The following is a 24,557-nucleotide window of genomic DNA, read 5'->3' as shown; positions in this document are numbered from 1 at the left end:
ACCGCCAGCCAGAGGTAGTCCCATGAACGATCATCCCCAGGCAAGTTCGCCGTTCCGCACCAGCCAGCTCGAGGAGAATGATGGCCCCGGCCATAATGCGAGCGAAAACCCGACCATGGGCGAGATCATCTCCTCGCGCTTCTCGCGCCGCGGCCTGCTCAAGGGCTCGCTCGCGGTCGCGGCGATCTCGGCGACCGTCAGCCCGATCGCGCTGATCCTCGCCGACGAGGCGCGCGCGGAAGCTGCGTCGGCCTTCAGCTTCGACGAGCTGGAAGCCGGCGTCGACGATACTCACCACGTTGCAGCAGGCTACGATGCCGACGTCCTGCTGCGCTGGGGCGACCCGCTGTTTGCCGACGCGCCCGCATTCGACGCTGCCAACCAGACGGCCGAAGCGCAGGCGAAGCAGTTCGGCTACAACAACGACTATGTCGGCTTCGTTCCGATCGACGGCTCGGCCGACCACGGCCTGCTCGTGGTCAACCACGAGTACACCAACCCGCACCTGATGTTCCCCGGGCTGGTGAAGATCGTCGACGGCAAGGTCGAGCAGGGCCCGCTCAGCAAGGAGCAGGTCGACATCGAGATGGCCGCGCATGGCGGCACCATCGTCGAAATCCGCAAGGTCGACGGCAAGTTCCAGCCGGTGCTGGAGGGCAAGCTCAACCGCCGCATCACGTCGAACACCGAGATGCTGCTGTCAGGGCCGGTTGCCGGCCACGACCGGGTCAAGACCAATGCCGATCCGAGCGGCACCAGGGTCTTCGGTACGGTCAATAATTGCGCCGGGGGTGTCACGCCATGGGGCACCTATGTGATGGCCGAGGAAAACACTCACGGCTACTTCGCCGGCGAGCTTCCGGCTGGTCACAGCGAGGCGGCCAATTACGAGCGCATGGGCGTGCCGGACGGTTCCTACGAGTGGGCAAAGTTCTACGAGCGTTTCGACATCGGCAAGGAGCCGAACGAGCCGAACCGCTTCGGTTGGATCGTCGAGGTCGACGTCAACGACCCGAACTCGACGCCGAAGAAGCGCACCGCCATGGGCCGCTTCAAGCACGAGGGTGCGGAATCGATCGTCGCGCCGGACGGCCGCGTGGTGTTTTACCTCGGCGACGATGAGCGCTTCGACTACGTCTACAAGTTCGTCACGGCCGGCACGTTCAACCCGGACGACCGGGCAGCCAACATGGACCTGCTCGACGAGGGCACGCTCTACACGGCGAAGTTCTCCGAGGACGGCTCCGTCGAGTGGATGCCGCTGGTGCACGGCGAGGGCCCGCTGACCGCCAGGAACGGCTTCGACAGCCAGGCCGACGTGCTGATCGAGACGCGCCGCGCCGCCGACCTGCTCGGCGCCACCAAGATGGACCGGCCGGAGGACATCCAGCCGAACGCATCGAACGGCAAGGTCTATGTGATGCTGACCAACAACACCAAGCGCAAGACCGACCAAGTGGATGCCGCGAACCCGCGCGAGAAGAATGCCTTCGGCCACATTATCGAGATCACCGAAGAGGGCGGCGACTTCGCCGCCACTACCGGCAAATGGGAAGTGCTGCTGAAATGTGGCGACCCGTCCGTCGCCGATGTTGGCGCCTCGTTCTCGACGGCCACCACGGCGAATGGCTGGTTCGGCATGCCCGACAATTGCGCCGTCGATTCAGCCGGCCGGCTGTGGGTGGCTACCGACGGACAGGGGCCGAAGGCAACCGGCCGGACTGACGGCCTGTGGGCGGTCGATACGGAAGGAGCGGCGCGCGCGACGTCAAAACTGTTCTTCCGCGTGCCGATCGGCGCGGAGTTGTGCGGCCCGCTGTTCACCCCGGACGACCAGACGGCGTTCGTGGCCGTTCAGCATCCCGGCGACGGCGGCGAGGACTGGGACGGTTTTGGCCGCGCCTCCTACTACGAGGACCCGTCGACACGCTGGCCCGACTTCAAACCCGACATGCCGGTAAGGCCGTCTGTGCTGGCGATCACCCGACAGGGCGGCGGCAAGATTGGCGTCTAGACCGCCACAGGCAGACAGAGACCGGCCGCCGGATCTGGCGGCCGGATTCGCCTGAAGGGCATGCAACCTATAGCCTGCAAGGCCGTTTGCCGCTTTGAGGTGACCATGCCCAATTCGATCTATGACCGCGGAGTGCTGAAGCCGACCGAGATCGCCAAGCTGAAGCGGGTCTTTGACGAGGCATGCCGGGTCGGGCATATCGAGCCGGAAACGAGCAGGGCACGGGACACGGCATTGACGATCCTGGCGCTTTACAACGCCGGCATGGTAGATGAGCAGTCGCTGCGCGAGGCGACCTGCATCGAGCGGCCGGCAAAGTCTGCCTGAGCCTTTCCCGGCGCGCCGTCGTGCGATCGCGAAAGCGCGGCATCTTGGCGCTTTGACGCGCCCGTCTGCCGCCCTAACTAGTCAGTGAGGCAATCGCGAAGGGCCATCATGGAAACGGACCCCCTCATCCTGTCGCGCATCCAGTTTGCGGCCAACATCTCGTTCCACATCCTGTTCCCGACCATCACCATCGCGCTCGGATGGATGCTGCTGTTCTTCAAGTGGCGCTACAGCGCGACAGGCAACACGGCCTGGATGCGGGCCTATTTCACCTGGGTGAAGGTGTTCGCGCTGACCTTCGCCATGGGCGTGGTGTCGGGCGTGACGATGAGCTTCCAGTTCGGCACCAACTGGCCGGGCTACATGCAGAAGGTCGGCAACATCGCCGGGCCGCTGCTTGCCTACGAGATCCTGACTGCCTTCTTCCTCGAGGCCGCCTTCCTCGGCATCATGCTGTTCGGATTCCGACGCGTGTCGAACCGGGTGCATACGCTGGCGACGTTCCTTGTCGCCTCAGGCACCACCCTCTCGGCGGTGTGGATCCTGGCGCTCAACAGCTGGATGCAGACGCCGGCCGGCTTCGAGATGCGCGACGGCGTCGCCTACGCGACCGACTGGTGGGCGATCGTCTTCAACCCTTCCTTCCCCTACCGCCTTGTGCACATGCTGCTCGCCTCGGGGCTGACGGTCTCGTTCCTGATCGCGGGACTGTCGACCTTGCGCTATCTGCGCGGCGACCGCTCGGAATCGATGATGAAGGCGTTGCGCGCGGCGGTGACGGCTGCGGCCGTGCTGATCCCCTTGCAGATCCTCGCCGGAGACCAGCACGGGCTGAACACGCTTGAACACCAGCCGCAGAAGATCGCCGCGATGGAGGCCAACTGGGAAACCGGCGCCAACGTCCCGCTGGTGCTGTTTGCCATTCCCGACGAGGAGGCGCGCACCAACCATTACGAGGTGACGATCCCGAACGGGGCCAGCCTGATCCTGCGGCACAGTAGCGACGGCGTGGTGCCCGGCCTGAACGATTATGTCGGCAACCATCCGCCGGTGCTGCCGCTGTTCTGGAGCTTCCGCATCATGGTCGGCACGGGCATGCTGATGCTTGCGGTGTCGTGGGCGGCGGCGTTCTTTCTGTGGCGGCGCCGGAGCCTGCCCAGACCGCTTGGGTTGCTGATGGTGCCGATGGCGCTGTCGGGCTGGGTGGCGACCCTGGCCGGCTGGTACACGACCGAGATCGGCCGGCAGCCCTGGCTGGTCAGCGGCGTGCTGAAGACGGCCGACGCGCTCGGGCCGGTTCCGGGCGGCCATGTCGCGCTGACGCTTGCCATATATCTCATCCTCTACGTGGTGCTGCTTGCCGCCTATATCGGCGTGCTGGTGCACCTGTCGCTGAAGGCCGCGAAGGAGGGTGACAGTTCGCCGCTGCCCGGCATTCTGGACCGGCCGCTGACGCAACCGGTCGCGGGAGAATGATGCCATGATCGACTGGGCAACCCTGCTGCCGCTCGCCTTTGCCGGGCTGATGGGTCTGGCGATCCTGATCTATGTGGTGCTCGACGGCTTCGACCTCGGGATCGGCATTCTCTTCGCGGTGGCGGAGGAGGAAGACCAGGACACGATGATCGCGGCGATCGGGCCCTTCTGGGACGCCAACGAAACCTGGCTGGTGCTGGCGGTCGGGCTGCTGCTGGTGGCCTTCCCCGAGGCGCACGGCGTCATCCTGACGGCGCTCTACCTGCCGGCCTTCGTCCTGCTCTTCGGGCTGATCCTGCGCGGCGTTGCCTTCGATTTCCGGGCCAAGGTGCCGGCCGGGCGCAAGCGGCGCTGGAACCGCGCCTTCCTCGTCGGATCGCTGATCGCCTCGCTGGCCGAGGGTTACATGCTCGGCATCTACGTGCTGGGGCTGCAGACGGGGCTCGCTGCCTTTGCCTTCGGCGCGCTGGTCGCGGTCTGCCTCTCCGCCGCCTATGCCGCGATGGGCGCGGCCTGGCTGATCTACAAGGCGGAAGGCGAATTGCAGAAGAAGGCGGTGAAGTGGCTGCAGCGCCTGCTGCTGTTTACCGTGCTCGGCATGGCGGCCGTGTCGCTTGCCACGCCCTTCGCCTCGCCGCGCATCTTCGAGCGCTGGTTCGTCTGGCCCGACCTTCTGTACCTGTCGCCGCTGCCGCTGCTTTCGGGCGTGCTGTTCGTCTATCTCTGGCGCGAGACCTTTCACCTGCCCAAGCCGGGGGACCGCCACGCGCTGGTGCCGTTCCTGTGCCTGGCGGCGATCTTCACGCTCGGCTTCTTCGGTCTCGCCTACTCGTTCTATCCCTTCGTCGTGCCAGACCAGCTGACCATCTGGGAGGCAGCCTCGGCGACAGAAAGCCTCGGCATCATCTTCGCCGGAACCGCCGTCGTCCTGCCGGTGATCATCGGCTACTCCTTCTATGCCTACCGCGTTTTCGGCGGCAAGGCGGGCGACCTGCGCTACGACTAGGCGCAGGCCGCGCGAAGCCGCCTAGAAGCGTATCTCGCAGCGGCGGCACTGGCTGCCATTGCGTTCACGCCACAGGCCGAGATCGCTCAGCACGCGATCATCGAGGCGCTCCAGGGACGCCCAGTCCCGCGCCACGCGGCGTCTCAGCGCCACGTTGCGGCGCAACGAGGCGACGCTGCCGAACAGCGCGCCGCCAATGCCATCGTTCAGGTCAAACATGCTCATCTCTATGCTCCAGAAGCGGCTGGCGAGGCGTCCCGCCAGCCATTCCAGCGCCTGCCGTCAGGCAACTATCGCGCGCGGCGGCAGGCAGGCCTCGCAGATCGCGCCGATATGGGTGTGGTCGGTGCCGCAGCAGCCGCCGAGAATGCGCATCGTCGGGAACTGCCGCCGCAGCGCCTGGTAGCGGCGCCCGAGATCGGCCGGATCGCCGGCATCGAGCGTCTCGGACTCGTCGAGCTCCTGGTGGCTCTTCGACGAAGCGTTGGCCTTGACGCCGCGGACCCGGTTCATCCAGCGCTGGCCGGTTTCGAGCGCCGGCATGAAATGTGTCGGATGCGCGCAATTGACCATGAAGTAGGCCGGATAGCCGTCGGTTTCGCGGTCGACCGTCTCGATGGCATCGCGCAATGTCCTGCCGGTAACCAGCCTGCCGTCGGTCTCGACGGTGAAGGAGATCATGCAGGGCATCGAGTGAGCCCTGGCGGCGCGGGCAATGCCGATCGCCTCGTCGATGTTGGTCAAGGTGTATCCGCTCACCAGGTCGGCATTCGTCGCCGCGAAGGCCGCAATCTGAGGCGCGTGATAGGCCTCGGCCTCGGCGGCATTCATCTTGCCGGCCTTGTAGCCGTCGCCACGCGGCCCGATGACGCCGCTGATGACACAAGGCGTGCCCGGCGCCTCCCATTCGGCGCGCAGTTCCTCCAGCATCTCGATCGAGGCCCGGTTGATCGCCTCGAGGCCGGCCGCGTCATAGCCCAGCTTCGAGCCCCAGTCCGGGTTGGCGCGCCATGTCGCGCTGTCGAGCACGAAACCGACACGCCGTTCGCGAGCCATGCGCAGATACTTCTCGAAATAGGCCTTCAGTCGCCGCCGGCCATCCGCTGTCTCGAGAAGAACAAACGAAGCGAAATGCGGCAGGTCGACGCCGTCGTGAAAGATCAGCGTCGTTTCCATTCCGCCGTCGCTGAGGAACGTTCCGCCATTGGCCTGCGGGAGGTTGTCGCGATACTTGGCCATATGGGCCTCCTATATTTCGGTTTCGATCGCCGCACGGCTCGGCGGCCGATGACGACACCTGGAATCTAGGGGACCAAGGAGTCCCGTAATAGAAATCCTAGGGTCCGGCGACACGTTGCCGAAACAAAGCACATGCATAGCAAGGACTTGCCCGATCCTGAGGCGTTTCGACCGATCGATGCGGCAGGCCCGGGCAACTGAAAACCGTACCGGCGGTATGGTGAACCGGAGGCTAGAGATGAAAAAAGGCGCCGAAACCCGCGAGCGAATTCTGGACATCGCCGAGGCGGCGGTCCTGGACAAGGGCTTCGCTGCAACCTCGATCGACGAGATCATCGCCGAGGCCGGCATTACCAAGAGCGGCTTCTTCTACCATTTCAAGGACAAGAACGAACTTGCCCTGCAGATGGTGGACCGCTTCATCGAAACCAACAATCAGCTTTGCGATGACATTTTTGCGCGCGGGCGCGAGCTTTCCGACGATCCGCTCCAGGGGTTCCTGATCGGGCTCAAGCTGCTGGCCGAAACCCTGGCAGAGGTGAAGAGCAAGCACCCCGGCTGCATCGTCGCCTCCGTGTGCTACCAGGAGCGGTTGTTCGACCGGAAGGTGGTGGAGCGGACGCGGACCTTCACGGTCGACTGGATGGCGCGGTTCCGCGGCTACCTGGCGGAGATCGCCGAGACCTATCCGGTGCCGGACGCCGAACTCGACGACCTCGCCGAGTCCCTGGTCTGCATGATCGAGGGCGGCATCACGCTGTCCAAGGTGATGGGCGACGTCAGCCACCTGGAGCGACAGGTGATGAGCTACCGCAACATCGTCAGAATGGTGTTTACCGGACGGGGTCCGGCGCGTGCACGGCCGATGCTGCTGGCAGCCGAATAGGCTCGGCCTTCTCGGCGCGCCGCCATGCGCTGCACGCCGCGCAGATTGGCGAGCGTCGTGTCGGCGTCGACGGGGCGGCCGAACAGGAAGCCCTGCCCGCCGCGGCAACCAAACTGCAGCAGGCGGTCGGCCTGCGCCTCCTGCTCGACGCCCTCGGCGACGACATCCATGCCCAGGCCCTCGCACATCGCCAGGATGGCGCGGATGATGTGTTCGGAGGGCCGGTCCTCCAGCATGGTGGCTATGAAGCTGCGGTCGATCTTGAGCTTGTCGAAATGGAAATCGCGCAGGCGGCCGAGCGATGACTGGCCGGTGCCAAAATCGTCAAGAGAAACGCGGATGCCGCTGCGGCGCAGGTCCTCGACGGCCTTGCCGGCGGAGACCGGGTCCGACATCAGGCCGGTCTCGGTGATCTCGACCTCGAGGCGGCGCGGGTTGAAGCCGACGCGACCGAGGATCGAGAGGATCTGCAGGCCGGTGTTCTGGTCGACCAGCTGGGAGGGCGAGAGGTTGAAGGCGATGAACAGGTCCTGCGGCCAGTGGCAGGCTGCCTCCGTCGCCTTGCGCAGCACAAGCTGCGACAGCGGGCCGATGATACCGCGCTCCTCGGCGATCGGAATGAAGGTGGTCGGCGGGACAGGGCCGAGATCCGGGTCGGTCCAGCGCGCGAGCGTCTCGAACCCGATCGTGCGGCGCGTCCTGAGGTCGATGATGGGCTGGAAATGCGGCTCGACATCGCCGGCCGAGACAGCACGCCTTAGAGCCTGCTCGATGCGGGTAACGCGCTTGGCAGCCTCTTCCATCTCCTGCGTGAAGATGACCACGGCGCCGCGACCCGACCGCTTGGCCCTGTAGAGCGCCGTTTCGGCCTTGTGGATCAGCACCTCGGTGGTCTCGTCGCCGGAATGGAAAAGCGAGCAGCCGACAGAGGCCGACAGGCGCGCCGAGCGGGCGCCGACGTCATAGGGGGCGGATAGAATCTCGATCAGCATGCGCGCCTTTTCGGCGGCGGCCTCTTCGCTGAACACCATCGGGAAGAGGAAGGCGAATTCGTCGGCGCCGATGCGGGTGACGGTGGAATGTCCGTCCATGGCGGCGCGCAGGCGCATCGCTACCTGGACGAGAATCTCGTCGCCGGCCTTGTGGCCGAAAAGGTCGTTGATCGGCTTGAACCCGTCGAGGTCGATGATGCCGACAGCGAAAGGCGCCGGATCCTCGGCGCGCTCGCTGATCAGGCGCTCGACCTTGTCGGAAAAACGCCGATGATTTCCAAGCCCCGTCAGGGGATCGGTGAACGCGAGTTCACTGTTATCCCTGCTGGACTGACCTTGGGCAAAAAGCCGCTGCATCGCTTCCCGGTTTATTGTCTGTACTTATGCCCGAAACTTCGCAGCAAAGCGTTTAGGAAAGGTATCGGTGCGCCCGCAAAGGCGAAAAGAACCGTTCGTCCAGCAATCACCCAGGGTAAGCTTGGCGAATACAGGTGCCGCCACGCGGGTCAGGGTGCATTGCGGATACGGTAGAGTTCGATCGGACGGCCGAGGCTTTCGGGCACAGCTTCAAGCCAACCGGGAGCCTTGCCGGCGACAAGCGCAGCGAGCAGCCCGTCCGGTGCGCGGCCGGCGAGCGCCCTCGTCTCGCCATTGCCGCGGCAGAGCGCAACGAGGGTGATGCCATTGCTCCGCGCGATGTCCTCCGCCGCATCGACCGGCCCGACAAAGGCGCGAAGCGCGGCGAGATTGCCGTCGACATTGCGGTGGTAGGGGCCGGCAAGGACGCGGTGCGGGGTATGGCGCAACATGGGTGCGCCGAGATTGGAGATCACCAGGATGGGTTGTGGCGGCATCCCGGCCAGTTCAGCGTAGTCATCGCTCTTCTGGCATTTCGACAGGGCGGCTGCTGCGCCTGCGCCGGACGCGTCGGCTTCGGCCGGAGACAGGGCCCACATGCCGGCAACTCCGAGCATGATCCAGGTCAGGTTGAGCGATACCAGCCAGGCCCCGACGAGCCGCAGCGAGGCGGCGGTTCCCGGCTGCGACGCAGCGCGCCGGCGCCAGCCAGCGACCCAGATGGCGAGCGGTATGACGGCCAGCGGGACCGAGAAGCGCGAGCCGCGCAACTGCCACGCGCTGACCGCAAAGGCGACAAGCAGGAACAGGGCGACGAGCAGTTCGCCGCGCCGCAGGCCCCGCCTCAGCATGGCGAGCGCCATGACGGCGAGGCCGATCAGCGGCGTCATGTAATGCGCAGCGGCACTTTCCGTGTCGAGGGTGATGACGCGCCACAGCGGCTGCGCCTCGGCTACCGAGTCCAGCCAGTAGTCCTTCAGGATCGGGTCGAGGCCGGCATAGGGGTCTGCTAGGCACTGCGGAAATGAGAGCACGGCAACGGAAGCAGCTACGGCGCCGAGCACGACGATTGCCGCTGCACGCGCGGCGAAGCTGCGCCGCAATACCGGAATCGCGGCAATCGCCGCAAGGCCGAGGCCGGCAACAATGCCAAGCGATGATTGCGGCAGGGAATAGGCGTCGCAGGCAACCACGCCCCAGGCGGAGGGCGGAACGGTTACGCCCAACACCAGGGCCGAGGTGGCGGCGAAGGCCAGACCGAAACCGAAAGACGGGCCGGCGGCCTTCTCGCCGTCGAACAACAGCCAGCCGGCGACGAAAAGGCCGGCGGCGGCGACGAAAGGGGCCGTCTCCATGCCAACCGCCAGCATCAGGACGGCCGAAACGCCGGCCCACCACGCCGCGCGCGCAGCCTGCGCTGCATCAAGCAGAAAAAGGAGCGTCGCCAGCATCAGAACGAGCTGGATATTGTGATGGTCGAGCGTGCCGGGCACGAAGATGCCGGTGAAATGCAGCGTCACGGTACCGATCAGCAGCGTCGGGAAGGTCGCTTCGTCGCCGCCGAGGCGCCAGGCGATGGCAAGCAGCAGCCAGAGCGCGGCGGCGTAGAGCAGCAGGGGCCACAGCACCATGGCGACAGACTCGCCGCTGGTGATGGAGCCAGTGACGGCGGAGGCCGCGAGCACGATAACGGCGATCGGCGCATCGACGAGGCGCGACCAGTGCATCGTAAAGCCGCCCTCGAGGCCCATGCGATATTGCTGCAGGTCGAACCAGCCCTGTCCGGCAATGAGATCGCGCACCTCGACAAGCCTGAGCAGGCTGTCATTGTCCGCGCCGCTGTCGAAAAGGGTCGGAAACCCCTTGGATGCGGCAAGCAGGACAAGCAGGAGCGAAGCGCCCAAGGCCATGGCGGCATGGCGCCACCCGGGTGACCGTTCGCCCGGTCGCTCTATGGCCAGTGTCATGGGATGCCACTCGGTTGCTCGGAAGATCAGGCGCCTAAACCTAGCCTTAACGGCTTCAATAAATAGTAAAGCGCCGCGCCACGGATTCCGTGCAGCGCGCGATAGCGGAGTTTTCGATGCCCGACATGAACGCCGACCTGGACATCGCGGTCCTCATCCCCTGCTACAACGAGGAGCACACGATCGGCGACGTGGTGACACGGTTCCGCGCCGCCCTGCCCTCGGCGACCATCTACGTCTACGACAATAATTCGAGCGACCTGACGGCTCTCAAGGCGCGCGCCTGCGGCGCGATCGTGGTGCCCGAGGCACGCCAGGGCAAGGGCAACGTGGTCCGGCGCATGTTCGCCGACATCGAGGCCGACATCTACCTGATGGCGGACGGCGACGGCACCTATGCGCCCGAAGACGCGCCGCTGCTGATCAACACGCTGCTGACCGGCCGGGCCGACATGGCCGTCGGTACGCGGCGCGGCGTCACCGACGACGCCGGCCGTGCCGGCCACGCCTTCGGCAACCGCATCTTCAACGGCCTCTACAAGCGGCTCTTCGGGCGCGACTTCACCGACATCTTCTCCGGCTACCGCGCCTTCACGCGGCGCTTCGTGAAGAGTTTTCCGGCAGTCTCGGGCGGCTTCGAGATCGAGACTGAAATGTCGGTTCATGCCTCGCAACTGAAGCTGCCGGTCAGCGAGATCGGCCTCGACTACGGCAGGCGGCCGGAGGGGTCGGCGTCGAAACTGTCTACCTATCGCGACGGTGCCAAGATCCTTTGGATGTTCGCGATGCTTGCCAAGGAGACCCGCCCCGTCGGCTTCTTCGGCGTGATCGCGGCGCTGTTTGCCACGGCCAGCCTTGTGCTGATGACGCCTATCCTGATCGAGTACGCCGCTACCGGGCTGGTGCCGCGCATGCCGACATGGGTGCTGTCGCTCGGGCTGCTGATGTTTTCGGCGCTGATGGTGATGACGGGCCTGATCCTCGATTCCGTGTCGCGCGGACGGGCCGAACAGAAGCGGAGCTTCTATCTCAGCCTGCCTGCCCGCCAGACCGGCCGCGCGCCGCGCGCCATCGGACAGGCGCCGGCCAAGCGCGGAACGGCCACGCGCGCGGCATGAGCCGCGTGCTGCGCTTTGCCGTGGTCGGCGGCATCGGCTTCATTGCCGACGCGACGATGCTGGCGCTGCTGCTGGCGGCAACGCCGCTTGGCCCCTTCCTGGCGCGGCTCGCTTCGGTCGGCTCCGCGCTCTGCGTGACATGGCTGTGCAATCGCACGGTAACCTTCGGCCCGTCCGCCCGCGGCATGGTGCTGGAAGGCGCGCGCTACGGCAGCGTCGGCGTCACGACATCCATCGTCAACTACCTCGTCTATTGCGGGCTGCTGCTCGCTATTCCAGGCATTCCGGTACTGGTCGCGCTGGCGCTTGCCTCGCTGGCGGCAATGGCGCTCTCCTACCTCGGCTATTCGCGGCTGGTCTTCGACCGCTAGCATTTGCGCGCCGCGCGGATTGGCAGAGCCCGCTGCAACCCCTATATCGCAGGTCGCGCCGTACCGCTCCGGAGAGGGACCAGAAATGCCGCTGAATGTCGCCGTCCAGATGGACCATGTCTCGACCGTGTCGATTGCCGGCGATACGAGCTTCGCGCTGTCGCTCGAGGCCCAGCGCCGCGGCCACGGGCTTTTCCACTACACGCCCGACCGGCTCTCGATGCTCGGCGGCAAGGTTTTCGCACGCATCGAGGCGATGACCGTGCGTGACGAGAAGGACCGCCACTACTCGCTCGGCGAGGCGGTGCGCACCGACCTGTCGGAGATGGACGTGATCCTGCTGCGCCAGGACCCGCCCTTCGACATGAACTACATTACCACAACCCACATGCTGGAGCGCATCCACCCGAAGACGCTGGTGGTCAACGACCCGGCCTGGGTGCGCAACAGCCCGGAAAAGATCTTCGTCACCGAGTTTCCCGACCTGATGCCGGAGACGCTGATCACCCGCGATGCAGCCGAGGTGGCGGCCTTTCGCAGGGCGCACGGCGACATCATCATCAAGCCGCTCTACGGCAATGGCGGCGCCGGCATCTTCCACCTCAAGGACGATGACCGCAATCTCGCCTCGCTGCTCGAGATGTTCGGCCAGATGTTCCGCGAGCCCTACATCGTGCAGCGCTACCTGAAGGACGTGCGCAAGGGCGACAAGCGCATCATCCTGATCGAGGGCGAGCCGGTCGGCGCGATCAACCGGGTACCGGCCGAGCACGATTCGCGCTCCAACATGCATGTCGGCGGACGCGCCGAGAAGACCGACCTGACCGAGCGCGAGCGCGAGATCTGCGCGCGCATCGGGCCTTCGCTGCGCGAGCGCGGCTTCATCCTCGTTGGCATCGACGTGATCGGCGACCTGATGACCGAGATCAACGTGACGTCGCCGACCGGGGTGCGTGAAGTAAAGCGCTTCGGCGGCGCCGACATTGCGGCCCTTTTCTGGGACGCAGTGGAGGCGCGCAAGGCCTGAGCAGGCCGACTGCTTGCCGGCCATAGTCGAAATGCTCCCCATTCCGTCTGTTCCGGTATTGTTCTTGCGTGACTGAAAAATCTATGCTTTGCTGACCTCCATTCTGCTTAGGGGATCTCGCTCGGCCGCGGCGCGGCCTGACGGAGGGCGGCATGGTTTCGCGCGTGCGCACGGTGGCATTCCAGGGCATCGAGGCCGTGCCGGTCGACGTGCAGGTGATGGTGGCGCCTGGCAAGGTGGGCATGCAGATCGTCGGCCTGCCCGACAAGGCGGTGGCCGAAAGCCGCGAGAGGGTGCAGGCGGCGCTGCATGCGTCGGGCCTGTCGATGCCGGCCAGGAAGGTGACCATCAACCTGGCGCCCGCCGACCTGCCCAAGGAGGGCAGCCACTACGACCTGCCGATCGCGCTCGGGCTGATGGCATCGCTCGGCGCCATTCCGGGCGACGCGCTGGCCTCCTACGTGGTGCTCGGCGAATTGTCGCTCGACGGCACCATCGCCGCGGTGGCCGGCGCGCTGCCGGCGGCGATCGGCGCCAATGCCGAGGGGCGCGGGCTGATCTGCCCGGCCGACTGCGGCCCGGAGGCGGCCTGGGCCGGCGCCGAGATCGACATTCTCGCGCCGCGCAGCCTGATTGCCATCGCCAACCATTTTCGCGGTACGCAGGTGCTGGCGCGACCGGAGCCCAGCGTGCAGGCGCCGGCGCGAAACCTGCCCGACCTCGCCGACATCAAGGGCCAGGAGAGCGCCCGGCGGGCGCTGGAAGTGGCGGCGGCCGGCGGGCACAACCTGCTGATGGTCGGGCCTCCTGGTTCGGGCAAGTCGATGCTGGCGCAGCGGTTGCCATCGGTCCTGCCGCCGCTGGCGCCACGCGAGCTGCTCGAAGTGTCGATGGTCGCGTCGATTGCCGGGGAACTCGCCGACGGGCGGCTGTCGGACCGGCGGCCGTTCCGCGCGCCGCACCACTCGGCTTCTATGGCCGCCATGGTCGGCGGTGGCCTGCGGGTCAGGCCAGGCGAAGTGTCGCTGGCGCACAATGGCGTGCTGTTTCTCGACGAGCTGCCGGAATTCTCGCCGCAGACGCTCGACGCGCTGCGCCAGCCGCTCGAGACCGGCGAGTGCATGATCGCCCGCGCCAACCACCGCGTCACCTACCCGGCGCGCATCCAGCTGGTAGCGGCGATGAACCCGTGCCGCTGCGGCATGGCCGGCGAACCGGGCTACCGCTGCGCGCGGGGGCCGCGCTGCCAGGCCGACTACCAGGCGCGGATTTCCGGGCCGCTGCTCGACCGTATCGACCTGCGCATCGAGGTGCCGGCAGTCTCGGCCGGCGACCTGATCCGGCCGGGACGCGCGGAAGCGAGAGCGCGGCGGTGGCGGCAAGGGTGTTGGCGGCGCGGCGGATCCAGCAGGCGCGTCTCGAAGGGCTTGGCGTCGAGTCAATCACGACCAATGCACATTGCGCGACGTCGCTGCTCGAGACGATCGCGGCGCCGGACGCCGCCGGACTGGCGCTGCTGCGCGACGCCAGCGAGAAGCTGGGTTTCTCGGCACGCGCCTATCACAGGGTCCTGCGCGTGGCGCGCACGCTGGCCGATCTCGACCAGGCCGACACGGTCGGACGCATTCACCTCGCCGAGGCGATCAGCTACCGGATGAGCGCGGAGCGCAGGGCCGAGGCCGCCTGAGCGGCGGGGCGGCATTCAAGACCGTTGAGGCAGGGAACGAGGGCGTCGGGTGCGAGGATGAACGCAGCCGACTCGGGAGCCTGCGGTTGGGCCGAGCGCTCGGCAAGAAGCGCTGGCCCGAAAGGAGCGCGGCAGACCAGGATTGGCAGGGAGCCCGCGACAATGTGCGGCCAGCAGTCGTCAATAATCGCGGCGGTCGGAAATCGTCCGGAGATGGAGGGCGGCTGCCACCCAGGCCGATTCGTTACTGCTGGACCGAACCGACGAGCGGCGCCTGGCCCTCGCGGATGGTGACCCAGTGGCCGGTATGGTCGGACGCCTGACGCTTCAGGAAGCGGTAGCCGGTCTCGTCCCACTGGCGCACCGAATCGGTCAGGTTGTCGAGGATGAAGTCGCCCTTGCTGGTGCGCACGGTGAGCACCGCATGGCCTTCGCCATCGGGCTTGCGCACGACGGTGATCAGCAGGTTGGCGGGCGACATGCCCTTTTGCATCAGCCGGCGGCGCTTTTCGAGCACATAGTCCTCGCAATCACCGGCGCCATGCGGATAGGCCCAGACCTCGTCCTTGCCGTAGATGTCAAAGTCGTTCATCGGCCGGACCGCGGCGTTGACCGCGACATTGACCGAAACGATGCGACGCCACAGCGCGCCGTTCATGCGCTCGGGGCGGCTGTTGCGGGTCCGGATCATGCACTCGGCGGGGTTGGCCTTGCAGAACTCGTAGTGGCCGATCGGCTGGGAGGTCAGGGAGCCCGTGACCATGGGCTGCGCGGCGTAAGCCTGCGCCTGCGACAGCAAACCAGCCGCAGCTATGCCCAGAAATGCCATCGCGCATTTGCGCGCGAAACCCGTCTGCCGTGATGAATTCATCAACTCCGGCCCCGCCCCTTGTTTCTTAATGAAACGTTAAGGGCGATGGGCGGGTCAAGTCAATTAACGTAGGGGCACGATTGCCGGGATGGTTACCGCCTCCGCGGCGACCGCGGCGAATATGCAACAGGTCGGGTGGCTGAAAGCGGCAGTCCGCGGGGTTCAGCCCTTGGCGGCACGCACCAGGCGGGGTTTTGCGGCAGGCGCGGAGCGGCTGGCGTGGCTTGCCATGAAGTCGACGATTCGCGGCACGATCTCGGCGCGGAAGCGCGAGCCGTTGAAGACGCCATAGTGGCCGACGGCCGGCTGCATGTAGTGGGCACGCTTCTCGGCCGGAATGTTCACGCAGAGGTCGTGGGCGGCCTCGGTCTGGCCGAGCCCGGAAATGTCGTCGTTCTCACCCTCGATGGTAAGCAGCGCGACGCTATGGACAGCCTTCGGATCGACGGGCACGCCGCGATGCGTCATCTCGCCCTTGGGCAGCGCGTGGCGCACGAAGACGGTGTCGACGGTCTGCAGGTAGAATTCGGCGGTCAGGTCCATCACCGCAAGATATTCGTCGTAGAAGGTGCGGTGTTTCTCGGCGCCGTCTCCGTCGTCCTTCACAAGGTGCATGAAGAAGTCCTTGTGCGCGGTGATGTGGCGGTCGAGATTCATGCTCATGAAGCCGGAGAGCTGCAGGAAGCCCGGATAGACCTCGCGCAGGAAGCCCGGCTCCGGCCACGGCACCTGCATGATGACGTTCTCGCGGAACCAGTCGATGCCCTTTTCCTCGGCGAGCAGGTTGACCGCCGTCGGGTTGCGGCGCGTGTCGATCGGACCGCCCATCAGCGTCATGGTGGCCGGCGCAAAGCGGTCGCCCTGCGCTTCCATCAGCGAAACGGCGGCCAGTACGGGCACCGAGGGCTGGCAGACGGCCATGACATGGGTGTCCGGCCCCAGTTCGTGCAGCATGTCGACGATGTAGTCGATGTAGTCGTCGAGGTCGAAGCGGCCTTCGCTGAGCGGCACATTACGGGCGTCGGCCCAGTCGGTGATGTAGACGTCGGCATGCGGCAGCATGGCCTCGACCGTACCGCGCAGCAGCGTCGGGTAATGACCCGACATCGGCGCGACTATGAGCAGCTTGGGGTCCGCCTTGCGCCCGGACGGCACGCCGCGCTCGAATCGAATCAGGTCGCAGAATGGCCGCGACCAGACGGTTCTTTCGCTCACCGGCACGGTCTTCCAGTCAACGACGGTCTTGTCGAGGTCGAAGCTCGGCTTGCCATAGCGCCGTGTCGTGCGCTCGAAAAGCTCGGCGGTGGCCGCTATGGAGCGGCCGAACGGCGTGTGGGACAAGGGGTTGAGCGGGTTGGAGTAGAGCAGCCGCGTTGCGTCCGCAAAGGCCCGCAGAGGCTGAACGGCCGCGTGGTTCAGTTCGTAAAGCTGGTAGAACACATCAAACCCCGCTGCGATCCGCCGATCCGGCGAATACCTCGCTCCTGTAGTCACCCGAGCAAGTTAGGGCAATTTTGCTGCGTTGCAATAGATTCCCCGCAACGCCGGCGTGCAGGTGCGAAAGCCGCGAGGCGCGCGCTATTCCTCGGGACCCTCTACGAGCACCATCTCGGCGTCGGCAAACTTGTGCCGGATCGCCGCCGCGGCCTGGTATTCGGGCGAGTGGTAGCAGTCATGGGCTGCCTGCAGGGAGGGAAACTCGATGATGACATTGCGGGCGCGCGCCTTGCCCTCGAGCCCCTCGAAGGAGCCGCCGCGAGCGAGAAACCGCGCGCCGTATTTCTGAAACGGCGCGCGCGCCGCCTCGACATAGCCCTTGTAGCCTTCGGGGTCGTGCACATCGACGTGTGCCACCCAATATCCCTTTGCCATCCTCATGTCCTCCTGTTCGGGTCAGGCCCGCTTCATTTCCTCGATGATCGACAGTGCCGCGGCGCGCGGGTCGGGTGCCGCCACGACGGGGCGACCGACCACAAGATGGCTGGCGCCGCTGCGGATGCCGTCGGCCGGCGTCACCACGCGCTTCTGGTCGCCGTGAGCGGAGCCGGCCGGGCGGATGCCCGGAGTGACGACCGCAAGGTCCGGGCCGACGACCTTTCGCACCGCCGCCGCCTCGTCCGCGGAACAGACGATGCCGCCCATGCCGGCGGCCAGCGCCTGCTCGGCACGACGCAGCACCAGCGTGTGCGGATCGTATTCGTAGCCCGCCTCAACCAGGTCATGCTCGTCCATCGAAGTCAGCACGGTGACCCCGAGCAGGCAAAGGCCCGAACCCTCGGCCGCAGAAACGGCGGCACGCATCGCCTTCGGATAGGCGTGCAGCGTCAGCATCGACATGCCCATGCGGGCGATGTTCTCGACGCCCTTGGCGACCGTGTTGTCGATGTCGAGCAGCTTCATGTCGAGAAAGACCTTCTTGCCTTCGGCGGCAAGCTCGCGGGCGAAGCCGAGCCCGCCGGCAAAGACCAGCTGGTAGCCGATCTTGTAGAAGGAGACGGCGTCGCCAACATCGCCGACGACCTTCTCGGCATCGGCGAGCGTCGGCACGTCGAGCGCAACGATCAGGCGGTCTCGCATTGCATCCTCCGTCATGGCATCAGCCGCGTCGACAGCATCCTGGACCTCTCGATCAGCGTCCGGCAGACCGTTTCCATCTGGCCGCGCAGCCGCTCGTCGCGGAACTGGCCGTCCTCGTCAAATGCCTCGGCGGCGCGGGCGACAGAACATTGTGGCGTGACGACCTCGACCTGGCAGGCCATCAGCACCGCACGCAGATGGTAGAGGCCGCGCATGCCGGCGAAATTGCCGTTGGATGAGGAACAGAGAGCAGCGACCTTGCCCTCGAAGGGCTTCAGCGCGCGCGAGCCATCGCGGCGCACGCGGCTGACCCAATCGATCGTGTTCTTCAGCAGCGGCGGGATGGAGGCGTTGTATTCGGGGCTGGCGATCAGCATGCCATCATGCTCGGAAATCTGGCGTGCGAGAAGGACGGCATTCTCAGGCACGCCCTTTTCCTTTTCCAGGTCCTGGTCCATCAGCGGCAGCGGATAGTCGGCGAGCGAGATGCGCGTGACCTCGGCGTTCTGAAGCGCCAATTCCTTCATGGCCGCATCGGCGGTGCTGATGCTGAAGGCGCCGCTACGCAGCGATCCGGCAAAGACGAGAATTTTCGGGATGACCTGCACCGGCACTCCTTTGTCCGCGCGAAGCTATAGGCGAAGTGCCGGCAGAATCAACACGCCAGCCGCGGTCAGTTGCGGACGGCGCGCCGATAGATCCAAAGCCGGGTGGGCGGGATGTTGCGGATGATGAAGTCGAAATGCTCGACCGTGTAGTCGCCGAGCCCGGGCGGTATCGGCGATCTGGGGCCATAGGTCAGCTGGATGACCGGACGGCCATGCGGAATGCGGCCGAGCAGGCTGTCGAGATAGGCGATGCGGCGCGCCACGGGAAAGTTGAGGAGCGGCACGCCTGAGATGACGCAATCAAATGTCTGGCCATTCCGGTCGCCCAGCGACCTGTCGAGATCGAAGGCGTCGCCCTCGATGACGTCGACGCCCGGATAGTGCCGCCTGAGATGGCGTACGAACTGCGGCGAATACTCCACCGCGCAGAGATTTTCGGGCTTGACGCCGCGTTTCAGGATGGCGCGCGTAATGACACCGGTGCCGGGGCCCACCTCAAGCACCGGCAGGCCGGAGGAGAGGTCGATGACCGAGGCCATGCGGCGCGCGGTGACGGAGCTTGTCGGCATGATCGCGCCGACCGCCTTGGGCTTGTCGATCCAGCCGCGGAAGAAGCGCAACTCGTCGTCGAATTTCTTGGCAAAAGCCCTGCGGAATTCGGTTGCGCGCGACATCGGCACTCCTGTGCAGCCTTGAGACGGGTAGTCTTCGCCTGCGTGGCCAGATGCATGCGAAAGCTGGCCTTGGACCAGCAGGAACCTGTCAGCGCTCGGAGAAGGTCTCGAAAAAGTCCTTCATGCGCGAAAAGAAACCACTCGATTGTGGCGAATTGTCCTTCGAGGAGAGCTTCTCGAACTCCTCGAGCAGCTCACGCTGCCGCTTGTTGAGGTTCTGCGGCGTCTCGACTTCGGTCTGGATATAGAGATCGCCGACATTGGCCTGGCGCAGGATAGGCATGCCCTTGCCCTTCAGCCGGAACTGGCGGCCGTTCTGGGTGCCCTCGGGAACCTTGACGCGGGTCTGCGTGCCATCGAGCGTCGCGACCTCGAAGGCGCCGCCCAGGGCCGCGGTGACCATCGAGATCGGCACCTTGCAGTAGAGGTCGGCGCCGTCGCGCTGGAAGAACTCGTGCGGCTTGACCGACAGGAAGATGTAGAGGTCGCCGGGAGGACCGCCGCGCAGGCCAGCCTCGCCTTCGTTGGACAGGCGGATGCGGGTGCCGTCCTCTATGCCCGAGGGGATGTTGACCGAGAGCGAACGCTCCTCGACGATGCGGCCCTGGCCGGAGCATTTGGGGCAGGGATCCTGGATCGTCTGGCCGCGACCGTGGCAGGTCGGGCAAGTGCGCTCGATGGAGAAGAAGCCCTGGCTGGCGCGCACCTTGCCGTGGCCGCCGCACATGGTGCAGGTGACGGGTTGGGTGCCCGGCTTGGCGCCGGAACCGGAACAATCCGTGCAGGCAATCGATGCCGGCACGCGGATCTGCGCCGTCTTGCCGTTAAAGGCCTCCTCAAGCGAGATTTCCATGTTGTAGCGCAGATCGGCGCCGCGCTCGCGACCGCCGGACGAACGCCGTTGCCGGCCGCCGCCCATCATGTCGCCGAAGATGTCCTCGAAAATGTCGGCGAAACCGCCGGCGCCGAAGCCCTGGGCGCCGCCGCCCATGCCGCCATTCTCGAAGGCGGCGTGGCCGAAGCGGTCATAGGCCGCCCGCTTCTGAGGGTCCTTGAGCGTGTCGTAGGCTTCGTTGATGGCCTTGAAGCGCTGCTCGGCCGTGTGGTCGTCGGGGTGGCGATCCGGATGACACTGCATCGCCAGCTTGCGGAAAGCTGCCTTGAGCTCCTTGTCGTCCGCGCCCTTCTGGACACCGAGCGTTTCGTAGAAATCAGCCTTCATGTTGTCCCGCAGTTCGAAAACCCGTCGCCGGTGTCGGTTGAACCCGACATTTTCCGGTCGTTGGGACCGGATTTAGTGAACCTCGGCGCCGGATGCCATAGGCGAGGCGCCTGATAGGCACGAATTTTCGGTATTTTTGGCCGCTTGTTGCAGTTCGGTCGGGTCGGCAGCAATGCTTGTCCCGCCAGCCGCCAGTTGTCACCCAATAGAAAAGCCCGGCCGCGAGGCCGGGCTTTGCACTGTCTGTGAGCTGGAGAACGATCAGGCCGACTTCTTGTCGTCCTCGTCGTTGATCTCCTCGAAGTCGGCGTCGACCACGTCGCTGTCCTTGGCCGCATCGGCAGCCGCGTCACTTTCAGCGGCCTCCTTCTGCGACTCTTCGTACATGGCCTGTCCGAGCTTCATGGAGACTTCGGCCAGCGTCGAGGTCGCGGCGTTGATCGCCTCGACATCGTCGCCCTCGGTCGCAGTCTTCAGGGCCGCGATGGCCTCGGAGATGGCGGTGCGATCCTCTTCGGAGACCTTCTCGCCATAATCCTTGAGCGACTTCTCCGAGGAGTGCACCAGACCCTCGGCCTGGTTGCGCGCCTCGACAAGCGCGCGGCGCTTCTTGTCGTTCTCGGCGTTGGCCTCGGCGTCCTTGACCATCTTCTCGATGTCGGCGTCCGAAAGACCACCAGATGCTTGGATGCGGATCTGGTGCTCCTTGCCGGTGCCCTTGTCCTTGGCCGAGACGTTGACGATGCCGTTGGCGTCGATGTCGAAGGTGACCTCGATCTGCGGCACGCCGCGCGGTGCGGGCGGGATCCCGACCAGGTCGAACTGGCCGAGCGCCTTGTTGTCGGCGGCCATTTCACGCTCGCCTTGGAAGACGCGGATCGTCACGGCCGACTGCGAATCCTCGGCGGTCGAGAAGACCTGGCTCTTCTTGGTCGGGATCGTGGTGTTGCGCTCGATGAGGCGCGTGAACACACCGCCCAGCGTCTCGATGCCGAGCGACAGCGGCGTCACGTCGAGCAGCAGCACGTCCTTGACGTCACCCTGCAGAACGCCGGCCTGGATGGCGGCGCCGAGTGCGACGACCTCGTCCGGGTTGACGCCCTTGTGCGGCTCCTTGCCGAAGAACTGCTTCACGATCTCCTGGATCTTGGGCATGCGCGTCATGCCGCCGACGAGGACAACCTCATCGATCTCTCCGGCCTTGAGACCGGCATCCTTGAGGGCTGCCTTGCAGGGGTCGATGGTGCGCTGCACCAGGTCGTCGACGAGCTGCTCGAACTTGGCGCGCGTCAGCTTCATGGTCAGATGCTTCGGACCGGTCTGGTCGGCGGTGATGAAGGGCAGGTTGATCTCGGTCTGCGACGAAGCCGACAGCTCGATCTTGGCCTTCTCGGCGGCTTCCTTCAGCCGCTGCAGGGCGAGCTTGTCGCTCTTCAGGTCGATGCCCTGTTCCTTCTTGAACTCGGCCGCCAGGTACTCGACCAGGCGCATGTCGAAGTCCTCGCCGCCGAGGAAGGTGTCGCCGTTGGTCGACTTGACCTCGAAGACGCCGTCGCCGATCTCGAGCACGGAAATGTCGAAGGTGCCGCCGCCAAGGTCATAGACGGCGATGGTCTTGCCATCCTTCTTGTCGAGGCCGTAGGCAAGCGCTGCCGCGGTCGGCTCGTTGATGATGCGCAGAACCTCGAGGCCGGCGATCTTGCCGGCGTCCTTGGTGGCCTGGCGCTGGGCGTCGTTGAAGTATGCGGGAACGGTGATGACGGCCTTCTCGACCTTCTCGCCGAGATAGGCTTCCGCCGTTTCCTTCATCTTCTGCAGGATCATGGCCGAGATCTGCGAGGGCGACTGCTTCTTGCCGGTCGCTTCGACCCAGGCGTCGCCATTGTCGCCCTTGACGATCTTGTAGGGGACAAGCTTCTTGTCCTTCTCCGTCACCGGATCGTCGTAACGGCGGCCGATAAGGCGCTTGACCGCGAAAATCGTGTTTTCTGGATTGGTTACCGCCTGGCGCTTGGCCGGCTGGCCAACGAGGCGCTCGTCACCTTCGGTGAAAGCGACGATGGAGGGCGTCGTACGCGCACCTTCCGCATTCTCGATAACCTTGGGCTCCTTGCCATCCATGATGGCGATGCAGGAATTGGTGGTACCAAGGTCAATGCCGATTACTTTTGCCATTTTGCTACTCTCCGCTTAGCAGACTGCCAGGACCCGTAACGGCGTTCCACGACAGCCCCTTTTCCTCGATCAACTGCCGCACCGACGCCACGTGTGGTGGGCGACCCGTCCGGCCTTGCGGGGTATATAAGAAGAGGTCTTTGCAGGCGCAAGCGCTGCGGCAAAAACTGCGGTGCACGACGAAAAGAGCCCGCCGGCATTCACCAGCGGGCCCCTTTGCGGGAAAGCGGGACCGTCAGTTCTTGAGCTTCAGCTTGCTCGGCGGCGGCGGAGGCGGCGGCGCCGGCTGCTTGACGGCAAGGCCGGGCTTGTGGCCGGCCGACGAGCTGTTGCCGCCATTCTTCTTGTAGGCGCGCTTCTGTTTCAGGCAGCCATTGCCGAACGTGCCCCACATTGCCGGGTTGTTCCTGCCGCAGCGCCAGACCAATGCGACCTGATAGGGCGCGCCGCTGGCTTCCAGGGAGGTGGGCGAGGGGCCTGCAGCACCAGCCTGTGAGGACAGCATGCCCATTGCGAGGGATGCCATGAGGATGAGCGAGGTCTTCATCGTCGTTACTCCTTTTCGATGTTGCTGACCCCCGGTAGGTCGCCGGTACACCGCAAAAGGTTCAACGGCGGGCACATTTTCTCGCCGCGCCCACCGCCGCGATGGCCAAACTGCCGGGCAGGCCCCATATTGAGGGGATGAGCCTTTCCGACAATTTCAGCCGCAACCGTGCGCGCAACACCCTGCATACCTGGCTGCTTGCCGCCGGGAGCCTGATCCTGCTGTGCACGACGGCCTGGGCCTTCGGCGGCGCGACCGGTGTCGTCTATGCGGCGGTATTCGGCACGCTGTCGCTCTGGCTGGCACAGCGGGCGAGCCCGCGCATGGTGCTGGCCATGTACAAGGCGCGACCGGTCGAGCTTGCGGAATTCCCGACCGGCGTGCGCATCGTCGAAGAGATCGCCCGCCGCGCCGGGCTGCCGGTGGCGCCGAAGCTTTTCGTCGTGCCATCCAAGATGATGAACGCCTTCGCCGTCGGACGGCGCGGCGATGCCGCCATCGCCATCACCGATGCGCTGGCGACGAAACTGTCTGCACGCGAACTGGCCGGCGTCCTTGCGCACGAGATCAGCCACGTGCTGCATGAGGACGTGCGCGTCATGGCCTTTGCCGACATGGTGTCACGCTTCACCTCCTTTATGTCGACGGTCGGACTGTTTTCCCTGATCCTCAACCTGCTCGGCTTTGCGGGCGGTTATCCGGCGCAGATTCCCTGGGCGGCCGTGATCGTGCTGCTCGCCGCGCCGACCGTTGGCGGGCTGTTGCAGATGGCGCTGTCTCGGACGCGCGAATTCGACGCCGATCTCGAAGCGGCGCGGCTGACCGGCGACCCGGACGGGCTGGCTTCAGCGCTGCAGAAGCTGGAAAAGGCGCAGGGCCGGCTGTGGGAAGGAGTGATCCTGCCCGGCGGCCGGATTCCCGACCCGTCGATCCTGCGCTCCCATCCGCTGACCGACGAACGCGTCGCGCGTCTGCAGTCGCTGAAGAACGAGATGACCGGCGCAGGCGGCCCGAAGCCGGGCATGGGAACGGCAAGGCCGCGCCCGTCGCTGGTGCCGAAAATCCGGCTGGCGCCCGGCGAAAACCTGTCGCGGGGCGAGAGCAACTGGCCCGGCTCGCCGCATATCGCCGCACTGATGGCTGCGCACGACCTGTCGCCCGAGGGCGAGGAGGTCATCGACGATGCGCTGCCGGCATGTCAGGCACCCCTCAACCCGCCGCGCGACGGGCCGCGGCTACGCGTTTTGCGTGGCGGCGTCTGGTGGTAGCGCGCCGGCCACTGCGGGCAGCGGGATGCCGCTCAACTGCGCAAAATGACTTGGATTCCGCGCGCGAGAATGCGAGAGAACCCAACCTTCAATCCGCCTGCGACCGCCCTGTGGCAGTCGGGGCCTGACTTGGGACGCGACGAGACCA

22 protein-coding genes and 1 pseudogene are annotated in these 24,557 nt (G+C 65.7%); 10 read left to right on the top strand and 13 right to left on the bottom strand.

Going from position 1 to position 24,557, the window contains the following annotated elements:
• Window positions 1-22: 22 nt before the first annotated feature.
• From ACT2BZ_RS07515 to ACT2BZ_RS07500, 4 genes are all read left to right on the top strand, one after another.
• A complete protein-coding gene (locus ACT2BZ_RS07515; RefSeq protein WP_457940237.1) occupies window positions 23-2,014 on the top strand; it encodes a PhoX family protein in 1,992 nt (663 codons plus the stop codon).
• Between the two features lie 105 nt (window positions 2,015-2,119).
• A complete protein-coding gene (locus tag ACT2BZ_RS07510; RefSeq protein ID WP_457940236.1) occupies window positions 2,120-2,341 on the top strand; it encodes a hypothetical protein in 222 nt (73 codons plus the stop codon).
• Between the two features lie 108 nt (window positions 2,342-2,449).
• The gene (locus ACT2BZ_RS07505) at window positions 2,450-3,817 is read left to right on the top strand and encodes a cytochrome ubiquinol oxidase subunit I (RefSeq protein WP_457940235.1); all 1,368 of its coding nucleotides are present in this window, start codon (window positions 2,450-2,452) and stop codon (window positions 3,815-3,817) included.
• Between the two features lie 4 nt (window positions 3,818-3,821).
• A complete protein-coding gene (locus ACT2BZ_RS07500; protein WP_457940234.1) occupies window positions 3,822-4,823 on the top strand; it encodes a cytochrome d ubiquinol oxidase subunit II in 1,002 nt (333 codons plus the stop codon).
• 21 nt (window positions 4,824-4,844) lie between these two features.
• On the opposite strand, the gene ACT2BZ_RS07495 is transcribed toward ACT2BZ_RS07500, so the two are convergent.
• Window positions 4,845-5,048: a hypothetical protein gene (locus tag ACT2BZ_RS07495; protein WP_457940233.1), complete on the bottom strand. Its 204-nt coding sequence runs from the start codon at window positions 5,046-5,048 to the stop codon at window positions 4,845-4,847.
• Between the two features lie 57 nt (window positions 5,049-5,105).
• The gene (locus tag ACT2BZ_RS07490) at window positions 5,106-6,062 is read right to left on the bottom strand and encodes a homocysteine S-methyltransferase family protein (protein ID WP_457940232.1); all 957 of its coding nucleotides are present in this window, start codon (window positions 6,060-6,062) and stop codon (window positions 5,106-5,108) included.
• A gap of 238 nt (window positions 6,063-6,300) precedes the next feature.
• Here ACT2BZ_RS07490 and ACT2BZ_RS07485 point away from each other — a divergent pair, with 238 nt between their 5' ends.
• Entirely contained in the window at window positions 6,301-6,948 is a 648-nt protein-coding gene (locus ACT2BZ_RS07485) for a TetR/AcrR family transcriptional regulator (protein ID WP_457940231.1), read from the top strand.
• Here ACT2BZ_RS07485 and ACT2BZ_RS07480 read toward each other — a convergent pair.
• Both ACT2BZ_RS07480 and ACT2BZ_RS07475 read right to left on the bottom strand, forming a co-directional pair.
• Window positions 6,870-8,297 carry a putative bifunctional diguanylate cyclase/phosphodiesterase gene (locus ACT2BZ_RS07480; RefSeq protein ID WP_457940230.1) on the bottom strand — a complete coding sequence of 476 codons (1,428 nt, stop codon included), beginning with the start codon at window positions 8,295-8,297 and terminating at the stop codon, window positions 6,870-6,872. The two genes, ACT2BZ_RS07485 and ACT2BZ_RS07480, sit on opposite strands and share 79 nt — an antisense overlap.
• Window positions 8,298-8,446: 149 nt before the next feature.
• Window positions 8,447-10,264, bottom strand: coding sequence for a GtrA family protein (locus tag ACT2BZ_RS07475; RefSeq protein ID WP_457940229.1), 1,818 nt, complete (start codon window positions 10,262-10,264; stop codon window positions 8,447-8,449).
• Window positions 10,265-10,380: 116 nt separating this feature from the next.
• On the opposite strand from ACT2BZ_RS07475, the gene ACT2BZ_RS07470 reads away from it, so the two are divergent.
• The 4 genes and pseudogenes from ACT2BZ_RS07470 (at window position 10,381) to ACT2BZ_RS07455 (ending at window position 14,467) form a co-directional block, all read left to right on the top strand.
• A complete protein-coding gene (locus tag ACT2BZ_RS07470; RefSeq protein ID WP_457940228.1) occupies window positions 10,381-11,382 on the top strand; it encodes a glycosyltransferase in 1,002 nt (333 codons plus the stop codon).
• Entirely contained in the window at window positions 11,379-11,753 is a 375-nt protein-coding gene (locus ACT2BZ_RS07465; protein ID WP_457940227.1) for a GtrA family protein, read from the top strand. The genes ACT2BZ_RS07470 and ACT2BZ_RS07465 overlap by 4 nt, the downstream gene beginning before the upstream one ends.
• Before the next feature lie 85 nt (window positions 11,754-11,838).
• Window positions 11,839-12,780, top strand: coding sequence for a glutathione synthase (gene gshB, locus ACT2BZ_RS07460; protein WP_457940226.1), 942 nt, complete (start codon window positions 11,839-11,841; stop codon window positions 12,778-12,780).
• A 152-nt stretch (window positions 12,781-12,932) separates the two neighbouring features.
• Window positions 12,933-14,467 (top strand): annotated as a pseudogene (locus tag ACT2BZ_RS07455) (YifB family Mg chelatase-like AAA ATPase).
• A gap of 244 nt (window positions 14,468-14,711) precedes the next feature.
• On the opposite strand, the gene ACT2BZ_RS07450 reads toward ACT2BZ_RS07455, so the two are convergent.
• The 9 genes from ACT2BZ_RS07450 to ACT2BZ_RS07410 all read right to left on the bottom strand — a co-directional run bounded on the left by ACT2BZ_RS07450 (window position 14,712) and on the right by ACT2BZ_RS07410 (window position 23,141).
• Window positions 14,712-15,338 (bottom strand): transglutaminase-like cysteine peptidase, encoded by a 627-nt coding sequence (locus tag ACT2BZ_RS07450; protein ID WP_457940225.1) that lies wholly within the window; start codon window positions 15,336-15,338, stop codon window positions 14,712-14,714.
• A gap of 162 nt (window positions 15,339-15,500) precedes the next feature.
• Window positions 15,501-16,778, bottom strand: a complete 1,278-nt coding sequence (locus ACT2BZ_RS07445) for a polyhydroxyalkanoate depolymerase (RefSeq protein WP_457940223.1) — start codon at window positions 16,776-16,778, stop codon at window positions 15,501-15,503.
• A gap of 138 nt (window positions 16,779-16,916) precedes the next feature.
• The gene (locus tag ACT2BZ_RS07440; RefSeq protein WP_457940222.1) at window positions 16,917-17,210 is read right to left on the bottom strand and encodes a DUF1330 domain-containing protein; all 294 of its coding nucleotides are present in this window, start codon (window positions 17,208-17,210) and stop codon (window positions 16,917-16,919) included.
• A 21-nt stretch (window positions 17,211-17,231) separates the two neighbouring features.
• The gene (pyrF, locus tag ACT2BZ_RS07435) at window positions 17,232-17,915 is read right to left on the bottom strand and encodes an orotidine-5'-phosphate decarboxylase (RefSeq protein ID WP_457940221.1); all 684 of its coding nucleotides are present in this window, start codon (window positions 17,913-17,915) and stop codon (window positions 17,232-17,234) included.
• Between the two features lie 11 nt (window positions 17,916-17,926).
• Entirely contained in the window at window positions 17,927-18,523 is a 597-nt protein-coding gene (locus ACT2BZ_RS07430) for an NADPH-dependent FMN reductase (RefSeq protein WP_457941246.1), read from the bottom strand.
• A gap of 65 nt (window positions 18,524-18,588) precedes the next feature.
• Window positions 18,589-19,197 (bottom strand): phospholipid N-methyltransferase PmtA, encoded by a 609-nt coding sequence (gene pmtA, locus ACT2BZ_RS07425; RefSeq protein WP_457940220.1) that lies wholly within the window; start codon window positions 19,195-19,197, stop codon window positions 18,589-18,591.
• Between the two features lie 88 nt (window positions 19,198-19,285).
• Window positions 19,286-20,419: a molecular chaperone DnaJ gene (gene dnaJ / locus ACT2BZ_RS07420; RefSeq protein ID WP_457940219.1), complete on the bottom strand. Its 1,134-nt coding sequence runs from the start codon at window positions 20,417-20,419 to the stop codon at window positions 19,286-19,288.
• A 261-nt stretch (window positions 20,420-20,680) separates the two neighbouring features.
• Window positions 20,681-22,594, bottom strand: a complete 1,914-nt coding sequence (dnaK, locus tag ACT2BZ_RS07415; RefSeq protein ID WP_457940218.1) for a molecular chaperone DnaK — start codon at window positions 22,592-22,594, stop codon at window positions 20,681-20,683.
• Between the two features lie 235 nt (window positions 22,595-22,829).
• Window positions 22,830-23,141, bottom strand: coding sequence for a hypothetical protein (locus ACT2BZ_RS07410; RefSeq protein ID WP_457940217.1), 312 nt, complete (start codon window positions 23,139-23,141; stop codon window positions 22,830-22,832).
• A 137-nt stretch (window positions 23,142-23,278) separates the two neighbouring features.
• On the opposite strand from ACT2BZ_RS07410, the gene ACT2BZ_RS07405 reads away from it, so the two are divergent.
• Window positions 23,279-24,409: a zinc metalloprotease HtpX gene (locus ACT2BZ_RS07405; protein ID WP_457940216.1), complete on the top strand. Its 1,131-nt coding sequence runs from the start codon at window positions 23,279-23,281 to the stop codon at window positions 24,407-24,409.
• The last annotated feature ends 148 nt before the right edge of the window (window positions 24,410-24,557 follow it).

The sequence above is a fragment of the Mesorhizobium sp. 10J20-29 genome (assembly GCF_054130485.1).
This window is presented reverse-complemented; position numbering and strand designations above follow the sequence as displayed.